At 52.2% G+C, this 16,016-nt stretch carries 15 protein-coding genes; 6 read left to right on the top strand and 9 right to left on the bottom strand.

Annotated elements, in window-relative coordinates:
* Positions 1–243: 243 nt before the first annotated feature.
* The 5 genes from GS646_RS10800 to GS646_RS10820 form a co-directional block, all read right to left on the bottom strand.
* Complete coding sequence (locus GS646_RS10800; RefSeq protein WP_371732107.1) at positions 244–990, bottom strand: amino acid ABC transporter substrate-binding protein; 747 nt, start codon at positions 988–990, stop codon at positions 244–246.
* A gap of 604 nt (positions 991–1,594) precedes the next feature.
* Positions 1,595–2,263, bottom strand: a complete 669-nt coding sequence (locus GS646_RS10805) for a glycosyltransferase (protein ID WP_171646711.1) — start codon at positions 2,261–2,263, stop codon at positions 1,595–1,597.
* 565 nt (positions 2,264–2,828) lie between these two features.
* The gene (locus GS646_RS10810) at positions 2,829–3,131 is read right to left on the bottom strand and encodes a DUF1254 domain-containing protein (protein ID WP_171189109.1); all 303 of its coding nucleotides are present in this window, start codon (positions 3,129–3,131) and stop codon (positions 2,829–2,831) included.
* A 399-nt stretch (positions 3,132–3,530) separates the two neighbouring features.
* Positions 3,531–3,935 (bottom strand): DUF4345 domain-containing protein, encoded by a 405-nt coding sequence (locus tag GS646_RS10815; RefSeq protein ID WP_171241275.1) that lies wholly within the window; start codon positions 3,933–3,935, stop codon positions 3,531–3,533.
* Positions 3,936–3,963: 28 nt separating this feature from the next.
* Positions 3,964–4,791, bottom strand: a complete 828-nt coding sequence (locus GS646_RS10820; RefSeq protein WP_171189105.1) for an NmrA family NAD(P)-binding protein — start codon at positions 4,789–4,791, stop codon at positions 3,964–3,966.
* Here GS646_RS10820 and GS646_RS10825 point away from each other — a divergent pair.
* Positions 4,785–5,936, top strand: a complete 1,152-nt coding sequence (locus tag GS646_RS10825; protein ID WP_216602072.1) for an AraC family transcriptional regulator — start codon at positions 4,785–4,787, stop codon at positions 5,934–5,936. The two genes, GS646_RS10820 and GS646_RS10825, sit on opposite strands and share 7 nt — an antisense overlap.
* On the opposite strand, the gene GS646_RS10830 is transcribed toward GS646_RS10825, so the two are convergent.
* Together GS646_RS10830 and GS646_RS10835 are read right to left on the bottom strand one after the other, a co-directional pair.
* Entirely contained in the window at positions 5,903–6,376 is a 474-nt protein-coding gene (locus GS646_RS10830) for a GNAT family N-acetyltransferase (RefSeq protein ID WP_171189104.1), read from the bottom strand. The two genes, GS646_RS10825 and GS646_RS10830, sit on opposite strands and share 34 nt — an antisense overlap.
* Positions 6,377–6,442: 66 nt before the next feature.
* Positions 6,443–7,090 carry a class I SAM-dependent methyltransferase gene (locus GS646_RS10835; protein WP_171189103.1) on the bottom strand — a complete coding sequence of 216 codons (648 nt, stop codon included), beginning with the start codon at positions 7,088–7,090 and terminating at the stop codon, positions 6,443–6,445.
* A gap of 96 nt (positions 7,091–7,186) precedes the next feature.
* On the opposite strand from GS646_RS10835, the gene GS646_RS10840 reads away from it, so the two are divergent.
* Positions 7,187–8,086, top strand: coding sequence for a LysR family transcriptional regulator (locus tag GS646_RS10840; RefSeq protein ID WP_171189101.1), 900 nt, complete (start codon positions 7,187–7,189; stop codon positions 8,084–8,086).
* A 128-nt stretch (positions 8,087–8,214) separates the two neighbouring features.
* Here the strand turns inward: GS646_RS10840 and GS646_RS10845 are convergent, their stop codons facing one another.
* A complete protein-coding gene (locus GS646_RS10845) occupies positions 8,215–9,324 on the bottom strand; it encodes an HlyD family secretion protein (protein WP_170788048.1) in 1,110 nt (369 codons plus the stop codon).
* Positions 9,325–9,831: 507 nt separating this feature from the next.
* The gene (locus tag GS646_RS10850) at positions 9,832–10,809 is read right to left on the bottom strand and encodes a serine hydrolase (RefSeq protein ID WP_171091906.1); all 978 of its coding nucleotides are present in this window, start codon (positions 10,807–10,809) and stop codon (positions 9,832–9,834) included.
* Between the two features lie 304 nt (positions 10,810–11,113).
* Here GS646_RS10850 and GS646_RS10855 point away from each other — a divergent pair, with 304 nt between their 5' ends.
* From GS646_RS10855 to GS646_RS10870, 4 genes are all read left to right on the top strand, one after another.
* Positions 11,114–11,992: a murein L,D-transpeptidase catalytic domain family protein gene (locus GS646_RS10855; RefSeq protein WP_216600388.1), complete on the top strand. Its 879-nt coding sequence runs from the start codon at positions 11,114–11,116 to the stop codon at positions 11,990–11,992.
* A 391-nt stretch (positions 11,993–12,383) separates the two neighbouring features.
* Complete coding sequence (locus GS646_RS10860; RefSeq protein ID WP_171646707.1) at positions 12,384–13,826, top strand: sodium:alanine symporter family protein; 1,443 nt, start codon at positions 12,384–12,386, stop codon at positions 13,824–13,826.
* Entirely contained in the window at positions 13,801–14,760 is a 960-nt protein-coding gene (locus GS646_RS10865; protein WP_171189173.1) for a glutaminase, read from the top strand. The genes GS646_RS10860 and GS646_RS10865 overlap by 26 nt, the downstream gene beginning before the upstream one ends.
* Before the next feature lie 63 nt (positions 14,761–14,823).
* Positions 14,824–15,792, top strand: coding sequence for an SMP-30/gluconolactonase/LRE family protein (locus GS646_RS10870; RefSeq protein WP_171189175.1), 969 nt, complete (start codon positions 14,824–14,826; stop codon positions 15,790–15,792).
* Positions 15,793–16,016 lie beyond the last annotated feature (224 nt).

The raw sequence follows: 16,016 nt of genomic DNA on the forward strand, positions 1-16,016 counted from the left end.
TAAATGTTCCATTTGCTTCTGGTCAATGTTGGCATGAAAACACTGATTCAACCGGGAAGTCAGCGAACCAAATGACAGTTTCGAAAGGGGAAGTCTTACGCCCTCTATGCAAAAGAACGACTTTGCGCTCCGGCGTCGATGCGGCGCTTGGTGGAAGTCTCCTGAACGACCGCTATCCGAGCCAACAAGTCTCAATCGCTCAGGGCAATAGACACGCAACAAAACTGTTTGATGCAATGCGTCTCAAGGATTGGTAGGGGCGATAACGTAGAGAGCTTTCAATGCTTCGCTGGGCTCGATCCCTGGCAAAGCAATGCGAAAGATCTCCTCCATTTTGCCTTGAGCATACATTTCTGACAAAATGCGGTCCACAAGCAATCGAAAGTCATAGTCTCCTTTCGGTATTGCTAACCCTTGCTTTTCTATCGTCAGTATTTCTTGGGACAACTTAAATTTACCCTTTAGTCCGGCAGCAATGTAGTTGACCAACAAAATCGACTGATCTGCAAAATAGGCATCGATTTCGCCGTCTCGTAACGCCTTGATACCATCAGGGAGTGAAGCGAACCGCACCATATTTGCTTCTTTACCTGCCGCTTCAAAGGAATTGAGAACGGATGCCTCTGTCGTTGTGCTGCTTCTCATGCCAACCTTCTTCCCCACCAGCGCGCTCATTGTGCCCTCGGCCTCAATTGGTGATAATATGGACGTGCCATCGACATAAATTGGAATTGAGAAATCAACGACTTCGCGACGGGAAAGTGTTATGGTCGCGGCCCCACAAAGCATATCCACCTCGCCGGAGGCGACTTTCTCGAAACGATCCTTGGCGTCCACTGGAATGAACTGGACGTTTAGATCCTGCAATTCCAGTTTCTTCGCAAGATATTGCGCTACTTGGTCGCAAATCAACGGTGACAAGCCAAACGGCCGACCTTGGTCGTTAACGTAAGACAATGGAGCAGCATCTGTTCGAAAGCCAAATCGGATTTCGTTGTTTTTTTAGATTCTGTCAATTGTTTGAGCAACCGCTCCAGTTGCGAAAAGAGCCGTTGCAATAAGTGCAGGAAGCAAGCGCATGGGTTGTCCTTTTTGTCCGGTTTCCATACCATTGGATGCGAAAAAAATCGTTTGCCGAGGTTAAAACACATTGAGGCAAAAAGCAGTTGGATTATTGATGACCAGAGGCGCATGGCGGGGAAGAAACCAAATCCTCGTGCTATAGGTTGCTAACGCAGTTTCTTAAATGCAAAGCCTTATTTGGCCGAGCTCATGTGCGCATGTCTAGGCTCTGGACCGTTTGCAGGTCGGAGCGTCAACGGCCGCTTTGATCCAGAGCAGACACTGGTAGAAAACGCGGCTAGGACCGGGTTGCGGACACAGCTGCCGCATGGCGAATTTTAGCCTGACCAGTTCAGAATGTAAAACCGGCATGAATAACGATACCTAAGACCATCAATATGTTGAGCACCATTGAAATGCCATTTCCTAGGTAGATTGAAAAAGGCGGGTCTGGTCATGGGCAAATGCTACGCAACTGCCCTGCCCAGCTAAAGCAGTGTTCATCTGACAAGACCGGTCATAAGTCCTGACTCTAGGACGCAAGGGTGATCTCAAAGTCTTCAAACGCGTCGGACTGGTATGTTCGCAGGGAAGAGAACGCACCTCGGAGCGGGTCGTTCTCACCAGCGCTCTGGTAGTCGAACCATTCCCACGGCGCCTTATGTCCGCCCAAGAGCTGGTCGTGCAGTATCTCTCTTTGTCGAATGGGCGATGCGCGCCATGACGAAAAAGCCTTGCTCGCCGTTGTCTGGAGCAAATCGTTCCATACACCCAAAATCCGATCATTCGAGAAGCTTTGAGCGCGAACACGTCCATTACGAACCATCGCGTTGTACACTCCAGGATCATTGCTTAGTCTATCAACCGCGTGTAAGACGGCTTCCGCCCTGGGCGCGACAGCGAGATAATCGAGTGGCGATTTCAGAACTTCCCGATACGCCAACTCGTCTCCAAGGATTGCTGGGACACCGGCATGCCAGGCATTTACAAGTTTTGATGCAGGCTTTGTGGCTTGCCAATTTGCGGTGGAACGAATGCCTTCGGCCGGACGAAGGCCCACGACGAGGTCGACATTCCGGTAATCGTGCCAATCAAGGATGCTAGGACAGCAAAACTCAATGTCACGTTGCGACAGCGCCTGCGAAACCTCCGCGCCATTGAGCGACGGCAACATCTCCGGCGCATATCCAACATATGCCATTCGCTTCACCGCCTCTAGCCTAGTTGGGTCACGTGGCAGTAATCCGGGCTGAGGCCAATGCGGAACGAAGTAACCACGGCCATGCCGCGCAGTGTGTCGGTTCTGAAAGACTCGGACATGACCCACGGCGTCGACAAATTCTCCGCAGCACATTAGCACGAAATGATCGGGATCAAATCGCTCCTTTGGAGGACATGCAAGTGCATGCGTGACGTTTATACGGTCGCGCGCGAAGGTTGTTGCTACCTCGAAGGCCGCACCCAACCTACGCCATCGAGCGATCGTGACTGCGAGCCAGGCGTCTGGGCCACCGCCGTTGGAGAAGACGGCGCCCTCTAAAAATGACCTCCACAGGTCCAAGACCGACGCACTCCTCTGTGCTTCCAGGCGCTTGGCCCAAGAGGGCAGGTTTGGATGGGCGCAAACAAACCGTACAAGCGTATGCTTCATGCTGTTCCCCCGCACGTCTAGATGATTCCGTTTCGTAAAGAGAAGGCCGCTGTCCGCGTATTCCGTTCCTTCGCGTCAATCTGGGTGCCGTGCTGGAATCTACACTTTCCAACCTTCAGACCAACCAAAACTTACTATTGAGAAAGGACGGCTCGGCAAAGTCGCCAAGACAAGTGCTCATCGGCGCGTCGACGTAGTGATCGTAGCCCGTGATCATGATCGAAACGTTAGTGGAGTCGAAGGCTGGGAACTGAACGACCATCGGTTCCGTCCGCAAATCCAGCATGGCCGTGATATAGAGCCTATCGTTATTCGGCCGCGCGATGTCGGTGAAGGTGTGGTCCTTCAACTCCGTGTCTGCGAGCACGGTGTGCCAGCCGCTGCGGGAGTCTGCGAACTTGTTGTTCACGTTGAACATCGCGACGTACTGGTAGGAGCGCTACACGAGGTTGCGCAGTTCGTCTTCGGTCAGCTCGACGGGCTGTGCGAAGGCGCTCGTTTCGAGGGTTGCGAATGCCATCCCAATCGTCGCCGCGTTTATTCTGTTGGCTTGCATGTCGTCGTCCTCTACTGCGCGCGGACCAAGAAGCCGCACATTCACCGGCCGAATTGCGCAGCAGAAGGTGCAAAAAAAAACGACGCCACTCAATCGCTAACACCGGAGAATTGGGCTTCACCTGATTGAGTCGATCAACGAGTTTTTTGCAGGCGAAAAGACATCGCCAACACGATCGGCATGGATAGTCCGACAGCTTTGGGCTGAGAGCAGCCGTTTGCCGGGTTCTGTCTGAGTGACCGCTACGCGGACAAAGCCGTCTCAGGCCGGCGCTGCAGATTTCGCATTTCCACCGACAACCCACAAACACAACACCCCAAGCAAAACCTCTATCGCAAATGCGGCAAGAATGTTTTCGGATGGCCAACCATCGAGGACGAAACTGATTGTCCTGCCCACGGCGAAAGCTGAGAAAACCGTGGCCCCAAGCAAGGCTGAGGCCTGGACTAACTTTTGATAAAATGCTCCGCACAAAATGATCAGGCCAAGTACCGCAAGATTGGCAGCAGGTGCACGCAACTCGCTCATCAGGTTTGGCTGCGGCGAGAGTACGATGCCGTAGTTGGCGTAGAAAGACCGTGGGTCCAGAGTGATGGCCAGACCTATGGCAAATGCCGTTAATCCGGACAGACCCAAGATAAGTCTGCGTTTAAGTTCAAGTTTCATGTTTTTCTCCAATGTCCTTTGGCTTGGCTTAAGCGGCTTTGGTCCACGCGCCAGACATTTCAGCTTTGTTTGCGAAGTCGGCGAAGTCGCGTGGCGCGCGTCCAAGCGCACGCTGGACCCCGTCCGCGAGGTTCGCATTGCGCCCGTCCAGCGTTTCACGCGCGATGTCCGTAATCACATCAGCAATCATCTCGCCATTCGCGTGCGCGATTTCCGCGTGGAAGTCTTCGAATGAAATGGGCAGGTATTGCACAGTCTTGCCCATTGCGCGCGAAAGCTCTGCAGCCATGTCGGCAAACGTCATGAGACGTGGTCCCGTGACTTCGTAAAGTTCGCCGTCGTGTCCTTCTTCTGTCAAAGCAGCTACGGCAACATCGGCGATGTCGTCCACGTCGATGATTGGTTCGCGTACATCGCCGGCGGGCATTGGCAAGACACCTGCCATGACCGGACCAAGCAATGCCCCTTCAGAGAAGTTTTGGGCAAACCATGCTGCACGAACGATAGTGAACGGAACTCCGGAATTGCGTACGACTGCTTCCGCTCGTTGCGCATGAAACTCGCCACGCCCGGTTAGCAGCACAAAACGCCGTAATCCCTTTTCACGAGCCAATGCTGTGAAGGCTTCGACTTGCTCAACCGCACCTGGAAAAGCGATGTCAGGAAAGTAAGAAATATAGGCAGACGAGACGCCTTCCAGGATTGCGGGCCAGGTCTGCGGTTGTTCCCAGTCAAATGGCGTTTCACTGTTCCGCGATGCGCGCCGGACTGTCTGCCCTTTTTCTTCCAGACGTGTCGCGATCCGCGATCCGGTTTTGCCTGTTGCGCCAAGTACAAGAATGGTTTGCTGTGTCATTGGTCATCTCCATGAGTTCAGTTGATGACCCGAAATTAGACAGTCAATTGAGATATTCTATTCTTCAAAATCCATTAATATTATCCAATCGTCCTAAAAGTATAGACGAAGAGCCAAATTTCAGCCAAAGTCGCGACATGAACAAGGTTGAACCACATGTCCCTGACCCAGATGCACTGGCAAAGCCGATCGGCGATCCGCTGGGGGAAATCCTTCATCTTCTGAAACTCACTGGCACATTCTATTGCCAGTCTCGCATGACAGCACCCTGGGGCGTATCGATACCGGGATTTCCCGGTGTACTGAGCTTTGCGGTCATCACACACGGGCGGTGCTTAATGAAGGTCGGTGACGATGACCCGTTCGAGGTCGAAAAAGGCGATCTTGTCTTGATGACCAACGGAGCTCCGGTCGGTTTCTTTAGCTCAGAAGACACGCCGCTTTTAACGCTGGAGGAGTTGCCTATTCGCAAGGTAACCGAGCTTTATGAAACACTGGAATACGGCGGCGGCGGCGCGGAGACGGGCATCATGTACGGCTTGGTCCGAATAGATCACGCCGCCAGTGATATGTTGATGCGCTTGCTTCCAGATGTACTCAAAATCGACCCGTGGGAGGAGGACGCCGGAAGCTGGTTACAGGCAACTTTGCAATTCATCGCAAAAGAGGCGCGGGAATTGAGACCGGGCGGCGAAACCGTGATCACACGACTGGCCGATGTGGTTGTCATTGAGGCCATTCGTCGTTGGTTGAACAGCGCACCCGATGCGGATCGAGGCTGGTTAAAAGCTGCGCGAGACCCGCAGATCGGGCGCACGATAGTCGCAATTCACCGTGCGCCTGCTGCGGCTTGGACAGTCGAGTCACTCGCGGAGGTTGCTGGTATGTCCAGATCCGCTTTCGCGGCGCGGTTTACTGAGTTGGTAGGTGTTCCGGCAATCCAGTATCTTGCAACGTGGCGTATGCACCTGGCCAGAGAAAGGTTGGTGTCCACCGATCAACCTATCTCGCAGATTGCCGCTGACATCGGATACTTGTCAGAGCCTGCGTTCAACAAAGCCTTCAAACGGGTGTATGGCGCACCACCGGGAAAAATCAGGAAGAACGGAGTTCACTCCGTATCCAGGCGAAACTTGAGAAACTGAGCATCTTCGTATTCGATCTCGCCTATGTGATTGGCGCCGAGTTTCCGGAGCGCACCCAGATTTTTTCGACTTGGTGGCAACAGAAACGTGACAAAGGGGATACGTTTGTCAGCGATCGCAAAGTCGATTGCCATTTTGGAAATCCGTTTCCCAAGGCCAAAGGCGTCGGGCCGCAAAACCAACCCAAAATCCCACTCGTCATCTTCTTTTTGAAAGCCCCCCCAACCAACATACTGACCGCCTGACAAAAACGCCCAATGTCCAAGACCGTCCCGCGCCCAGTAGCCTTCCTTCTTAGTGATAAACTCTCTTGCGACCTCGATACTCCATTTGAACGTCAAAAGCGGCATATGCTCTGCTACCCGGGGGTCGGACATATGAATCGCAATGTCATTCGGATCGATTTCCGAAAGGCGTGCAAATGAAATCCCATCTTTCATCATTATACTAATTTGATGGCCCGAGCTGTCCCTTGCATGCACATAATTATGGCGCGAATGCTTTTTTTAAGGCTTTCTCGCGACAATGTACCGGCTCAGCAATAACCCGGCTTGATCCGCCGTCTCGACGATATCGAAGCCCGCAAGTTCAACGGCTTGCTGGAGTTCAGCTACGGACACAAAATTTACGAACGGAGCTTTCCCGAGCAACTGCATAATCGGGATCGCTATTCGGCTGATCATGCCATATTTCAACCCTCCACTCTCCGGAGCGCAGACGGTTTTGGAAATGAATACTCCACCGGGTTTTGTAAGGGTCGCAATGTGTTCGAGTGCTTTGCCCAGATCGGGAACAAGGTGCAGCAGATTATGTGCGAGGACAGCGTCGTAAGAACCGTCGTTAGGATCGTGCTGCAGAACCTCGGCCACTTTGAACGTTACATTCTCCAGCTCTTCTTCAGCGAGTTTTTCGTTAGCGATTTCGATCATCCCCGGTGCGAGATCGGAGGCAGTTATTTGAGCCACATCCGGTGCCAGCAACAACGCGGTCGACCCCGTTCCACAGCCGATTTCCAGCACGCTGTCTTCGGCTTTCAGGTAGGACTTTGTACGTTCGAGCGTGTTCAGATACCCTTCCATATTTCGGATAGGATCAGCCGCATATTTGCGCGAAATCTTGCTCCAAAATGCGGCATCTTTGGATAATGTAGCCATATCGTTTCTCTTTTCCTTTGGCGTCACCGCAGCCAATATCTTAAAACGCCAATTTATTAAATTGCCAGATATTGCAGAACTGTTATGCATTAATGCATGAATTGGAAGGCAATCAATTTCGATTGGAACCAGGCTCGGTCTTTTCTTGCAACGGCAGAAGAAGGCTCGTTTTCCGCCGCGGCGCGCGTGCTTGAACAGACCCAGCCAACCGTGGGTCGTCAGGTCGCCGCGCTGGAACAGGCGCTAGGCGTCACCTTGTTTGAAAGGGTTGGCAAGTCGCTTAATCTGACAACAGCCGGTGCTGAGCTTTTGGTGCATGTCAGTGAAATGGCAAATGTCGCGAACAGAATTTCTCTGACCGCAACAAGCCAGTCACAAGCAGTTGAAGGGCAAGTCAGGATCACTGCTTCCGACGTGATGTCAGCCTATCAGCTACCGCCTATTCTCAAACAGATCAGGATCGCGGCACCGCGGCTTGAGATCGACGTTGTCGCAGCAAATGACATACGAGACATACAGCGGCGCGAGGCAGATATCGCAATTCGGCATGTGCGCCCGACACAGCCGGACCTGATTGCAAAGCTCGTGGCAGAAGCGACGGCACATTTTTACGCTGCCCCTTCATACCTCGAACAGGTTGGGCGACCACGAAATGAAGACGAACTTGCTAAGATGGATTTCGTCAGCTTTGGCGATCTTGACACGATGATTGGATTTCTCAATCCGGCTGGCATCGAAGTAACCCGCAAGAATTTTCGGATTGGATCGCAGAGCGGGATAGTGTCATGGGAGCTTGTGCGCCAAGGCTTCGGCATTAGTGTTATGTCAGACGATGTGGCAGCCCTTACACCCGGTGTGGAGCGTGTTCTGCCCGAACGCGAGCCATTCAAATTTCCTATCTGGTTGGCCACACACTCTGAGTTACAAACAGCGCGAAGGATCAGGTTGGTTTTTGATCAGCTTGCAGACCACCTCGGCTCGCGGACAAATTATTGAACGTGAGTTGGTCTGGTGTCGTGAACTGGAGTCTGCTTCGGGCTCGAAGCAGTCATACGGCAGAATTCAAAGAATGCCTGCAATGCGGACAATGCTGCCATTCGTTGCAACATGGCACCCATTACCGGTCACAAATAATTCAGCTGTTTAGTTACCCAGAACAGGATTTCGGCAAGAACCCCGATTGCGCCTGCTTTTTCAGTCATTACCAATGCTGTTCCTGATGTACCAAAAGGAAGATCTTCCAAATCGGAAACCTCAGATAACTCGATCAGCACTGGGTAGCTAGAGATCCCGGCCAGCTCTCGTATTGAAGGAAGCCCCGCGCGCAGATCGAGTGTCCCCTCGGCGGATCCCACCGGTAAAGCAACAATGATGCCAGAGAGCTCTGTGCCAGGCTGTGTCCGCAGTGCCAACCTAATCTCGTCTCCGATGTTTACGTTTTGGCGGCTCGATTGTGGAAGGGAGGCTACAATTGCAAAATCCGACGGATCAATAAATGTTATCGCACCTTGAAACGTGGTGGCGCGGTTTCCAGGCCGTAGTGTAACAGCAGAAACAACGCCATTTCCGGGTGAATGAACCTCTGTCTCTTCAAGGCTCCATCTGGCCTGCTCGAGTGCCATTTCAGCTTCCACAACTGCGGCGTCTCGGCCGTCAATCGTAGCGGAAATTCGACGCTCCAGTCCCTTTTTGCGCGCTTCAGCTGCTCGGATATTCGCGGTCAATTGATCAATCGTAGCAACGGCTTCTTGGAGTTGAAAAGTTGTCGATGCGCCTCGCTCTTCCAATTGGATGATGTCGTCGCGCCTCTGCTGCCCAAAGAGAAGCTGAACATTCAAAGACTCGATTTCTGCCTCGGCTGCGGTGAGATCAGTCAGTAACTGGTCAGCCGAAGACTTAGCCGTTTCAAGAGAGGCCTCAAGACGTGACACTTCAGCAGCAAAAACCTCAGGATCAATTTTGAAGAGTAGATCACCCTCATTAACGGATTGATTGGCCTCGACAGCCACCTCGACAACCGTTCCGGATACGTTAGGTGCGATGTTTGTCTCAATTCCTTGAACTGAAACTGGCCCTGTCGGTGTTGTGTGGTTGAGAGCTCCCAAGACCACAAGGGCAATTACTGCAGCGCCACCATAGATAACTGTTTTCCAGAAAGCGTTCCACGGAAGCCATTTGAGTTTAGAAAAAACCAACCAAATCAAGCCGAAGTAAAGACTTAAGACGATGAGCATCAACCAACCTCCGGAACCAAGCCAATTCACTATAGCATTAAGGAGGCGACAAAAATCTAGGGATAGGCCGTAGCACGCTCGCAATACTATGCGATTTCCAATGCCCACAGTCAGCTCGTCGTCCATACGGGTTAAGAATTTTGAAAATCCGCTTTGGGCTCACAGCGGTCGTTCACTGCGTTCTATCAGAATTACCGCTTTGCGGACAAAGCTGACTTTTAACTGTGATCGTACAGCCTTGGTTAATGTTGGCTGCGAGAGCCATTCAGTTATAGTTGTTTCTGGAAAGGTTTTTTTCAATTTCTCGCCGAACTTGGAGGAGGAAATCCGGCGAGCTCCATCCAATCTGGGTATGACCGTGTTGTCAACGTGGCCATTAAATTCCACGTCGATTTCCTCAACTAGATGGGGCTCAATCAAGGAAAATCGACGACATTAATGCGCTACGCCCCCGTTGCGGATATTGACCCTTGTAACGCACTCGGCAACTTCCACAGAAAGCTCTAATTAGGTGGCGTTCAAGATTGGACCGTCCAATAATCTTACCAATTCTCCAAAGTATCCTCCGGAACGAGCCGGACGAGTAGGATCAGATGTGATTGCTACGGCTAGGTTTCGGTCAGTATGAGCAGCTAAAATTTGCCCTCCGTACCCACGCGCCAAAGCATAACCCGAAGGCGTCAGAAACCAACCATACCCATAGTCTAACCCAGAGTAAGCCGAGCGGCCATATGGCTTGGTCGATTCCGAGACCCAGCTTTCAGGAATAATTTGCCTTTCAGCAAAGGCCCCGCGGTCCCGAAGCAACACCGCGATCTTCAACATCGACTTTGGAGTAATTGCCATCTCATTGCCTCCTAGGTAGTAACCCTGTGGATCTCTCGTCCAAGCAGGTATCTCAATACCAAGAGGTATTCCCAGCCTCTCACGCGTGAGCGTCAAAAGATTTTGGCCGGCAGCCTCGGTCAACGCTGCACCAAGAACATGAGTTGATCCAGTGGAATAGAGCATCTGTTGTCCTGGCTCAGCAACCATCGGCCGTGTCAATACATCCGCGACCCAGTTAGGAGAGCTGATCCATTCCCCATAGTTACTGCCAGAGGTTCTTTCGAGACCGGCTCGCAGCGTCACCAGATCCTCCATGGTTATGCTTTCGGTGCCGGGTGTAGCATTGGCAGGCAAGAGCTGCGGAGCGACCTCCCGCAGGGTGGCGTCTACAGATGGGATTTCCTGCCGATCGATCGCCGTCCCAAGCAACAGAGCCACAATGCTTTTCGAACAGGACTTTATGTTAGCTGGCCTGTCTAGGCCTGCACCCTGTTGAGTCTTAGCGAAAATGACTTCATCTCCGCGTTGAATTTGAAGTGAATGCAACTGCGGCAGACCGCTTATCACATTATTCAGCGCTACCGTTTGTCCCCGCGCTATGTACGGAGCAGCCATTGCGGTTACGGTTAAGAACAGGAACTTTCGACGTGTGGCCATAGCATTTATTTGGAAGCAAAACTCTGAATGTCCAGAATTCTACGCAACATGGCAGCCTAATTGCGCAACGTGTTAGCCCCCCAAAAAACGTAGTGTGGGATTTGTGGCAACACGAAGCTTCGTTGGTACACCTGGCTGGCGTCGTGAAGTATAAGAACTGTGTTAGACTGGCCAGGAGGACATTCTAGCAGGAGATCTCCAGTTGCTACCGAATTCACTCCGTCTCGCACTCACTGCCACTACAATTGCCATCTCGGCGGGCGTACTCCCAGACCGCGTCGAGGCGATATCGCAAGATGTCCCAGTGTGGTTACAAAAACACGTGGGAACAGGTGATGGGCAAATCGCACCAATTGTTCTGAACAGGGCGCGTGCGCTTTACATCGAGAAAGTACGACGAGGCGAAGTAAAGAACCCCTGCTACCTTGCCAAGGATGCAACCCGCCCCAGCACTGCAAGAAACGGCAATCCGGGCAAGCGGTTTTACGTCATTTGCGAGTCACAAAAGTCCTTCCGTGCGGTTTCGTCCGGCTATGGCAATGGCCGAAAACTAAAGAACGCCAATTTTTCGAATGGTCGGCAATGCGCGAAGAACTTCAGCAATGCAGAAGGATCTAAACTTACCGCCGGCGGTGCCTATGTGACGGCTGAAACCCGCACGTCGTTCAAAGGTTATTACAGTCGCTCCGGCAAAACGCAGCCGTTTTACCGCACTTTTCTTTTGTTCGATGGGGAAGGAGAAACGAGCAATGCTCGGGAGCGCGCCATCGGAGGCCATCCTGCTGTTTTCCTTAAGTGGCAATGTAGGTTCAAAAGTCCTCGAAGCACTCATGCAGACAACGACGGCTATGTCCCCTACGGAAAACTTGTGAACTACACTGGTGGCCGTAGCAACGGCTGCACAACCTGGTCACAGTCTGCCTCAAAAGAGATATTGGCCCTTGTGGAAGGGAATCCGACGACCCTGTATATCTACCCGGAATCCAAGGATATCAATGCTGTCGCTAAGGCTGTGAAAAAGGGGAAATCACTATCGCGAGCAGGAGTTTATTGGAACGCAGCTTGCTTGCAAGCAATAGGCACACCAAAGTTCTGGCCCAAAAGTAGCCTCCAACCGATCATAAATAGTTGGAGAGCTTCCTTGCCTAAACAACGGCCACTAGAATTGCCTATCTGCAACTAGTTGAAACAGCGCGGGACAACTTAAGAGCACGCTGCCCTTCAAGCATTTCTGCATTGTGATAGTAGCAGCCGTCGGCTGCACTGGGATTGTACGAACGCTTTGCCGCTTTCCGAAGAATCCAATCAAATGGGACAGTCGCATAATGCGCAGCATTTGCCTCTTTGGGTTCGACGCTGTCGTTCGCAGCAATTGGCCTGAACTACTGCTAAGCGAATTGCCAAATGGATACGTAGCTATATGCCTGTGCCTCAATTTCAGTGCTATCCACGTCAACCTTTTATTGATACCGCGCAGCTTATTCCTGACAATTTTCGCATCTTTGTGCATGATGAAAAACTAGGCAGACTGTTTTTGTCTTCCGGGAAGTGTTTGAATTATTAAGAGGCGTGCTATGGAAGTATTGGTTAATGGCATAAACACGGTTCTTTGGAACTACGTATTAATTTACGGACTTCTTGGAACCGGTATCTTTTTTACAATTCGTCTTGGCGCACTTCAGTTTCTTCATTTTGGGGAAATGGTGCGCGTACTCACGTCTTCGAAGAGCACGGACAAAAGAGGTATTACTCCGTTTCAAGCGCTGACGGTAAGCTTGGCTTCACGCGTCGGCACTGGAAACCTGGCTGGCGTAGCTGTGGCCCTGACCTTAGGAGGTCCGGGCGCCATCTTTTGGATGTGGATCGTAGCATTGGTTGGAATGGCCACGGCTTATTCTGAAAGTACTTTGGCCCAACTCTATAAAGTCACATCGTCCAACGGCAGGTTCAGAGGAGGCCCAGCGTTCTACATGGCCAACGCCTTGAATGCTCCTTGGGCCGGAGTCATTTTTTCGATCTGCCTGATTGTTAGCTTTGGTTTGGTTTTTGTCGCCGTCCAATCCAACTCGATCGCCGAAGCTTTCGAGGGCGCGTTCGGGTTGAACAAATTGATCGTTGGCATAGCGCTGGCCGCAGCCGCAGCCGTGGTCATATTCGGTGGAATAAGGACCATCGCAAAGTTCGCTGAGATTGTCGTGCCGCTCATGGCAGGTCTCTACCTCTTGCTTGCCTGTGTTGTGGTAGTCCTGAACATTTCCGAAGTACCCGCTATGTTGTGGTCGATTGTTGCAGGGGCATTTGGCCTTCAAGAAGCTGCCGGAGGCGTGACAGGCGGCGTCATGGCTGCTGCCCTTAACGGCATAAAACGGGGACTTTTCTCCAACGAAGCGGGCATGGGCTCAGCACCGAACATTGCAGCGGTTGCCACACCTGAGCCCCACCACCCTTCCAGCCAAGGCTTCGTTCAGGCATTCGGGTGTTTTGTGGATACGATTTTGGTCGCGACGGCAACTGCATTGCTAATTCTCTTGTCAGGCGCAATCGAAATTGATGGACCTACCGGAATGCGACTGACTCAAGACGCGGCGGCGGTCCATCTCGGCGAAATCGGTCGCCACTTCATAGCGATTGCTATCGTCTTTTTTGGCTTCACATCCATACTTGGCAACTACTCATATGCCGAAAACGCGATGACGTTCTTAAAATTGGAAGGGAAGCTGCCGATTTACATCTTGCGTTTGGGCTGCCTTGCAATGGTTGTTTGGGGCGCTGTGCAAGCTGTTGCCACAGTGTTCAATTTCGCGGATGCCGCCATGGGAATAATGGCAACCATCAATTTGGTGGCAATAGTGCTCCTGTCTGGCACCGTATACAAATTAACGGTGGACTATTTTTCGCAACGCCGACAGAACCTTGAACCTCGCTTTGTCGCAAGCAAATTTCCCGAACTTAGCAAGGGCGTAGATCACACTGTCTGGACGGAGGAGATCTATGCCGATACTCAAAACCACCGATAGCGAGACGCTTCAGGAAGTCTTGGACGATATCGCAGATCGCATTTCCGGCATGTCCGAAAGGGGGAAAGTGGCGCAATACATTCCAGAACTCGCCAAAGTTGATCTGAACCAATTCGGTATTGCCATTGCACCAATCAACGGCCCGTTAATTTCCGCTGGAGACGCGAGCACGCTATTCTCGATTCAGAGCATTTCAAAAGTGTTCTCGCTCACATTGGCGCTTCAACAGGTTGGTGCCACTTTGTGGCAAAGAGTCGGTCGGGAACCTTCCGGCGATCCATTCAATTCAATCGTTCAGCTTGAACACGAACGCGGAATCCCAAGGAACCCGTTTATCAACCCAGGTGCGATCATAGTGGCAGATGTTCTGCTCGAAGACCGTTCTTCTGATGAAGCAGTCAACGACCTTTTGGGATTGTGCCAAGAGCTTTCGGAGGACAACTCGATCGAGGTCGATGCGTCAGTTGCAGAGTCTGAGATGCGAACTGGGTCCAGAAACCGCGCTCTTGCGCATTTTATGCAGGCGGAAGGAAATCTAAACGCGCCGGTAGAGGATGTTTTGTCTCTGTACTTTCGCCAATGTAGCATCGCAATGTCATGTGAACAGCTAGCATTGGCGGGCCGTTTTCTCGCCGCAGCGGGTCAAAATCCGGCCACCGGTGCCACAGTATTGTCGGCACAGCGAGCCAGAAGAGTAACCGCACTGATGATGATGTGTGGTTCTTATGATGCCTCGGGTGAGTTCGCCTTCCGTGTTGGCCTTCCAGCGAAAAGCGGTGTTGGTGGCGGAATCTTGTGCATTGTACCTGGTATCGCATCTGTAGTCGCCTGGAGCCCCGGGCTAGATCAAAAAGGCAACTCCCATTTGGCGACTATCGCATTTCAGGAGTTAGTTCGTGCGACAGGCTGGTCGATCTTTGGACCGAGTGCATAGCCTGCCCTGTTCAATTCAAGACCAGTCACATAGCTTGAGCAGGCGCCACACTGAGGATGATCTATGACGGACAAAAATGACTTCGAAAATAGCTGGCAACCCTCCCAGCGGTATCCAGACCCATCCGTTGTGGCGCTCGATCCGCGCTTTGAAAAGTACAGGCTGCCGTTGGCCGGCGTAGAACGATTGGCAACTGGTTGTCGCTGGTGTGAAGGGCCAGTGTGGTTCGGTGACGGGCGATATCTGCTATGGAGTGATATTCCGAATAACCGGATCATGCGCTGGGACGAGGTTACCGGACAGTCATCGGCGTATCGTCAGCCCTCGAATTTCGCCAATGGTCAGACCCGGGACAGGCAAGGTCGCCTGATTACGTGCGAGCACGGTGGACGACGGGTTACGCGTACAGAATATGATGGGTCAATCACTGTGCTAGCCGAGAGCTTTGACGGAAAGCGTCTAAACTCGCCCAATGATGTGATCGTCAAATCCGACGGCAGTGTCTGGTTCACGGATCCACCGTTTGGCATCTCGGGCAACTACGAAGGTCATCGCGCCGAACCAGAGTTAGGCCAGAACGTATACCGACTGGACCCCGGCACCGGAAAACTGAGAGTAGTAGCCGATGACATTCTAGGGCCAAACGGCTTGGCCTTCAGCCCCGATGAGACCGTGCTGTACATTGTTGAATCGCGTGGTGAACCGTCTCGAAAGATTCTGGCTTATGACGTGAATACAGATGGTGCCTCGATCCAGAACAAGCGAGTGCTAATCGATGCAGGTCCAGGCACGCCAGATGGATTCCGCGTGGATGTGGACGGTAATCTCTGGTGCGGTTGGGGCATGGGTGATGCCGAACTGGACGGAGTTATGGTCTTTGCCCCTGATGGAACTCCTATAGGTCGCGTCGCTTTGCCTGAACGATGTGCCAATCTCTGCTTTGGAGGCCGTGCCAACAGCCGGCTTTTCATGGCAGCAAGCCATTCTGTGTACGCCCTATATGTCAACGTCGCTGGCGTGGCGGGAGGATAACACTGCTCTCTGGTGGGCTTCTGCGCGATTAGGAATAGCGGTTTACCTAATGGGCTCTCAAATCTCCTGGCTCCCTTTTTAAGCGACAACTTTGGGCTCGGTGCTGTCGTTCGCTGTGATCTGTCCGAGGGACTGCTATGCGGACGTAACGGTCATTGGGGATTTCAATTTACAAACAGATTCGAGCGGCGCCGATCGATACTGCGAAACGCCAAGGCTAAAAA

It is taken from the genome of Ruegeria sp. HKCCD4315 (genome assembly GCF_013112245.1).
Lineage (GTDB): Bacteria > Pseudomonadota > Alphaproteobacteria > Rhodobacterales > Rhodobacteraceae > Ruegeria.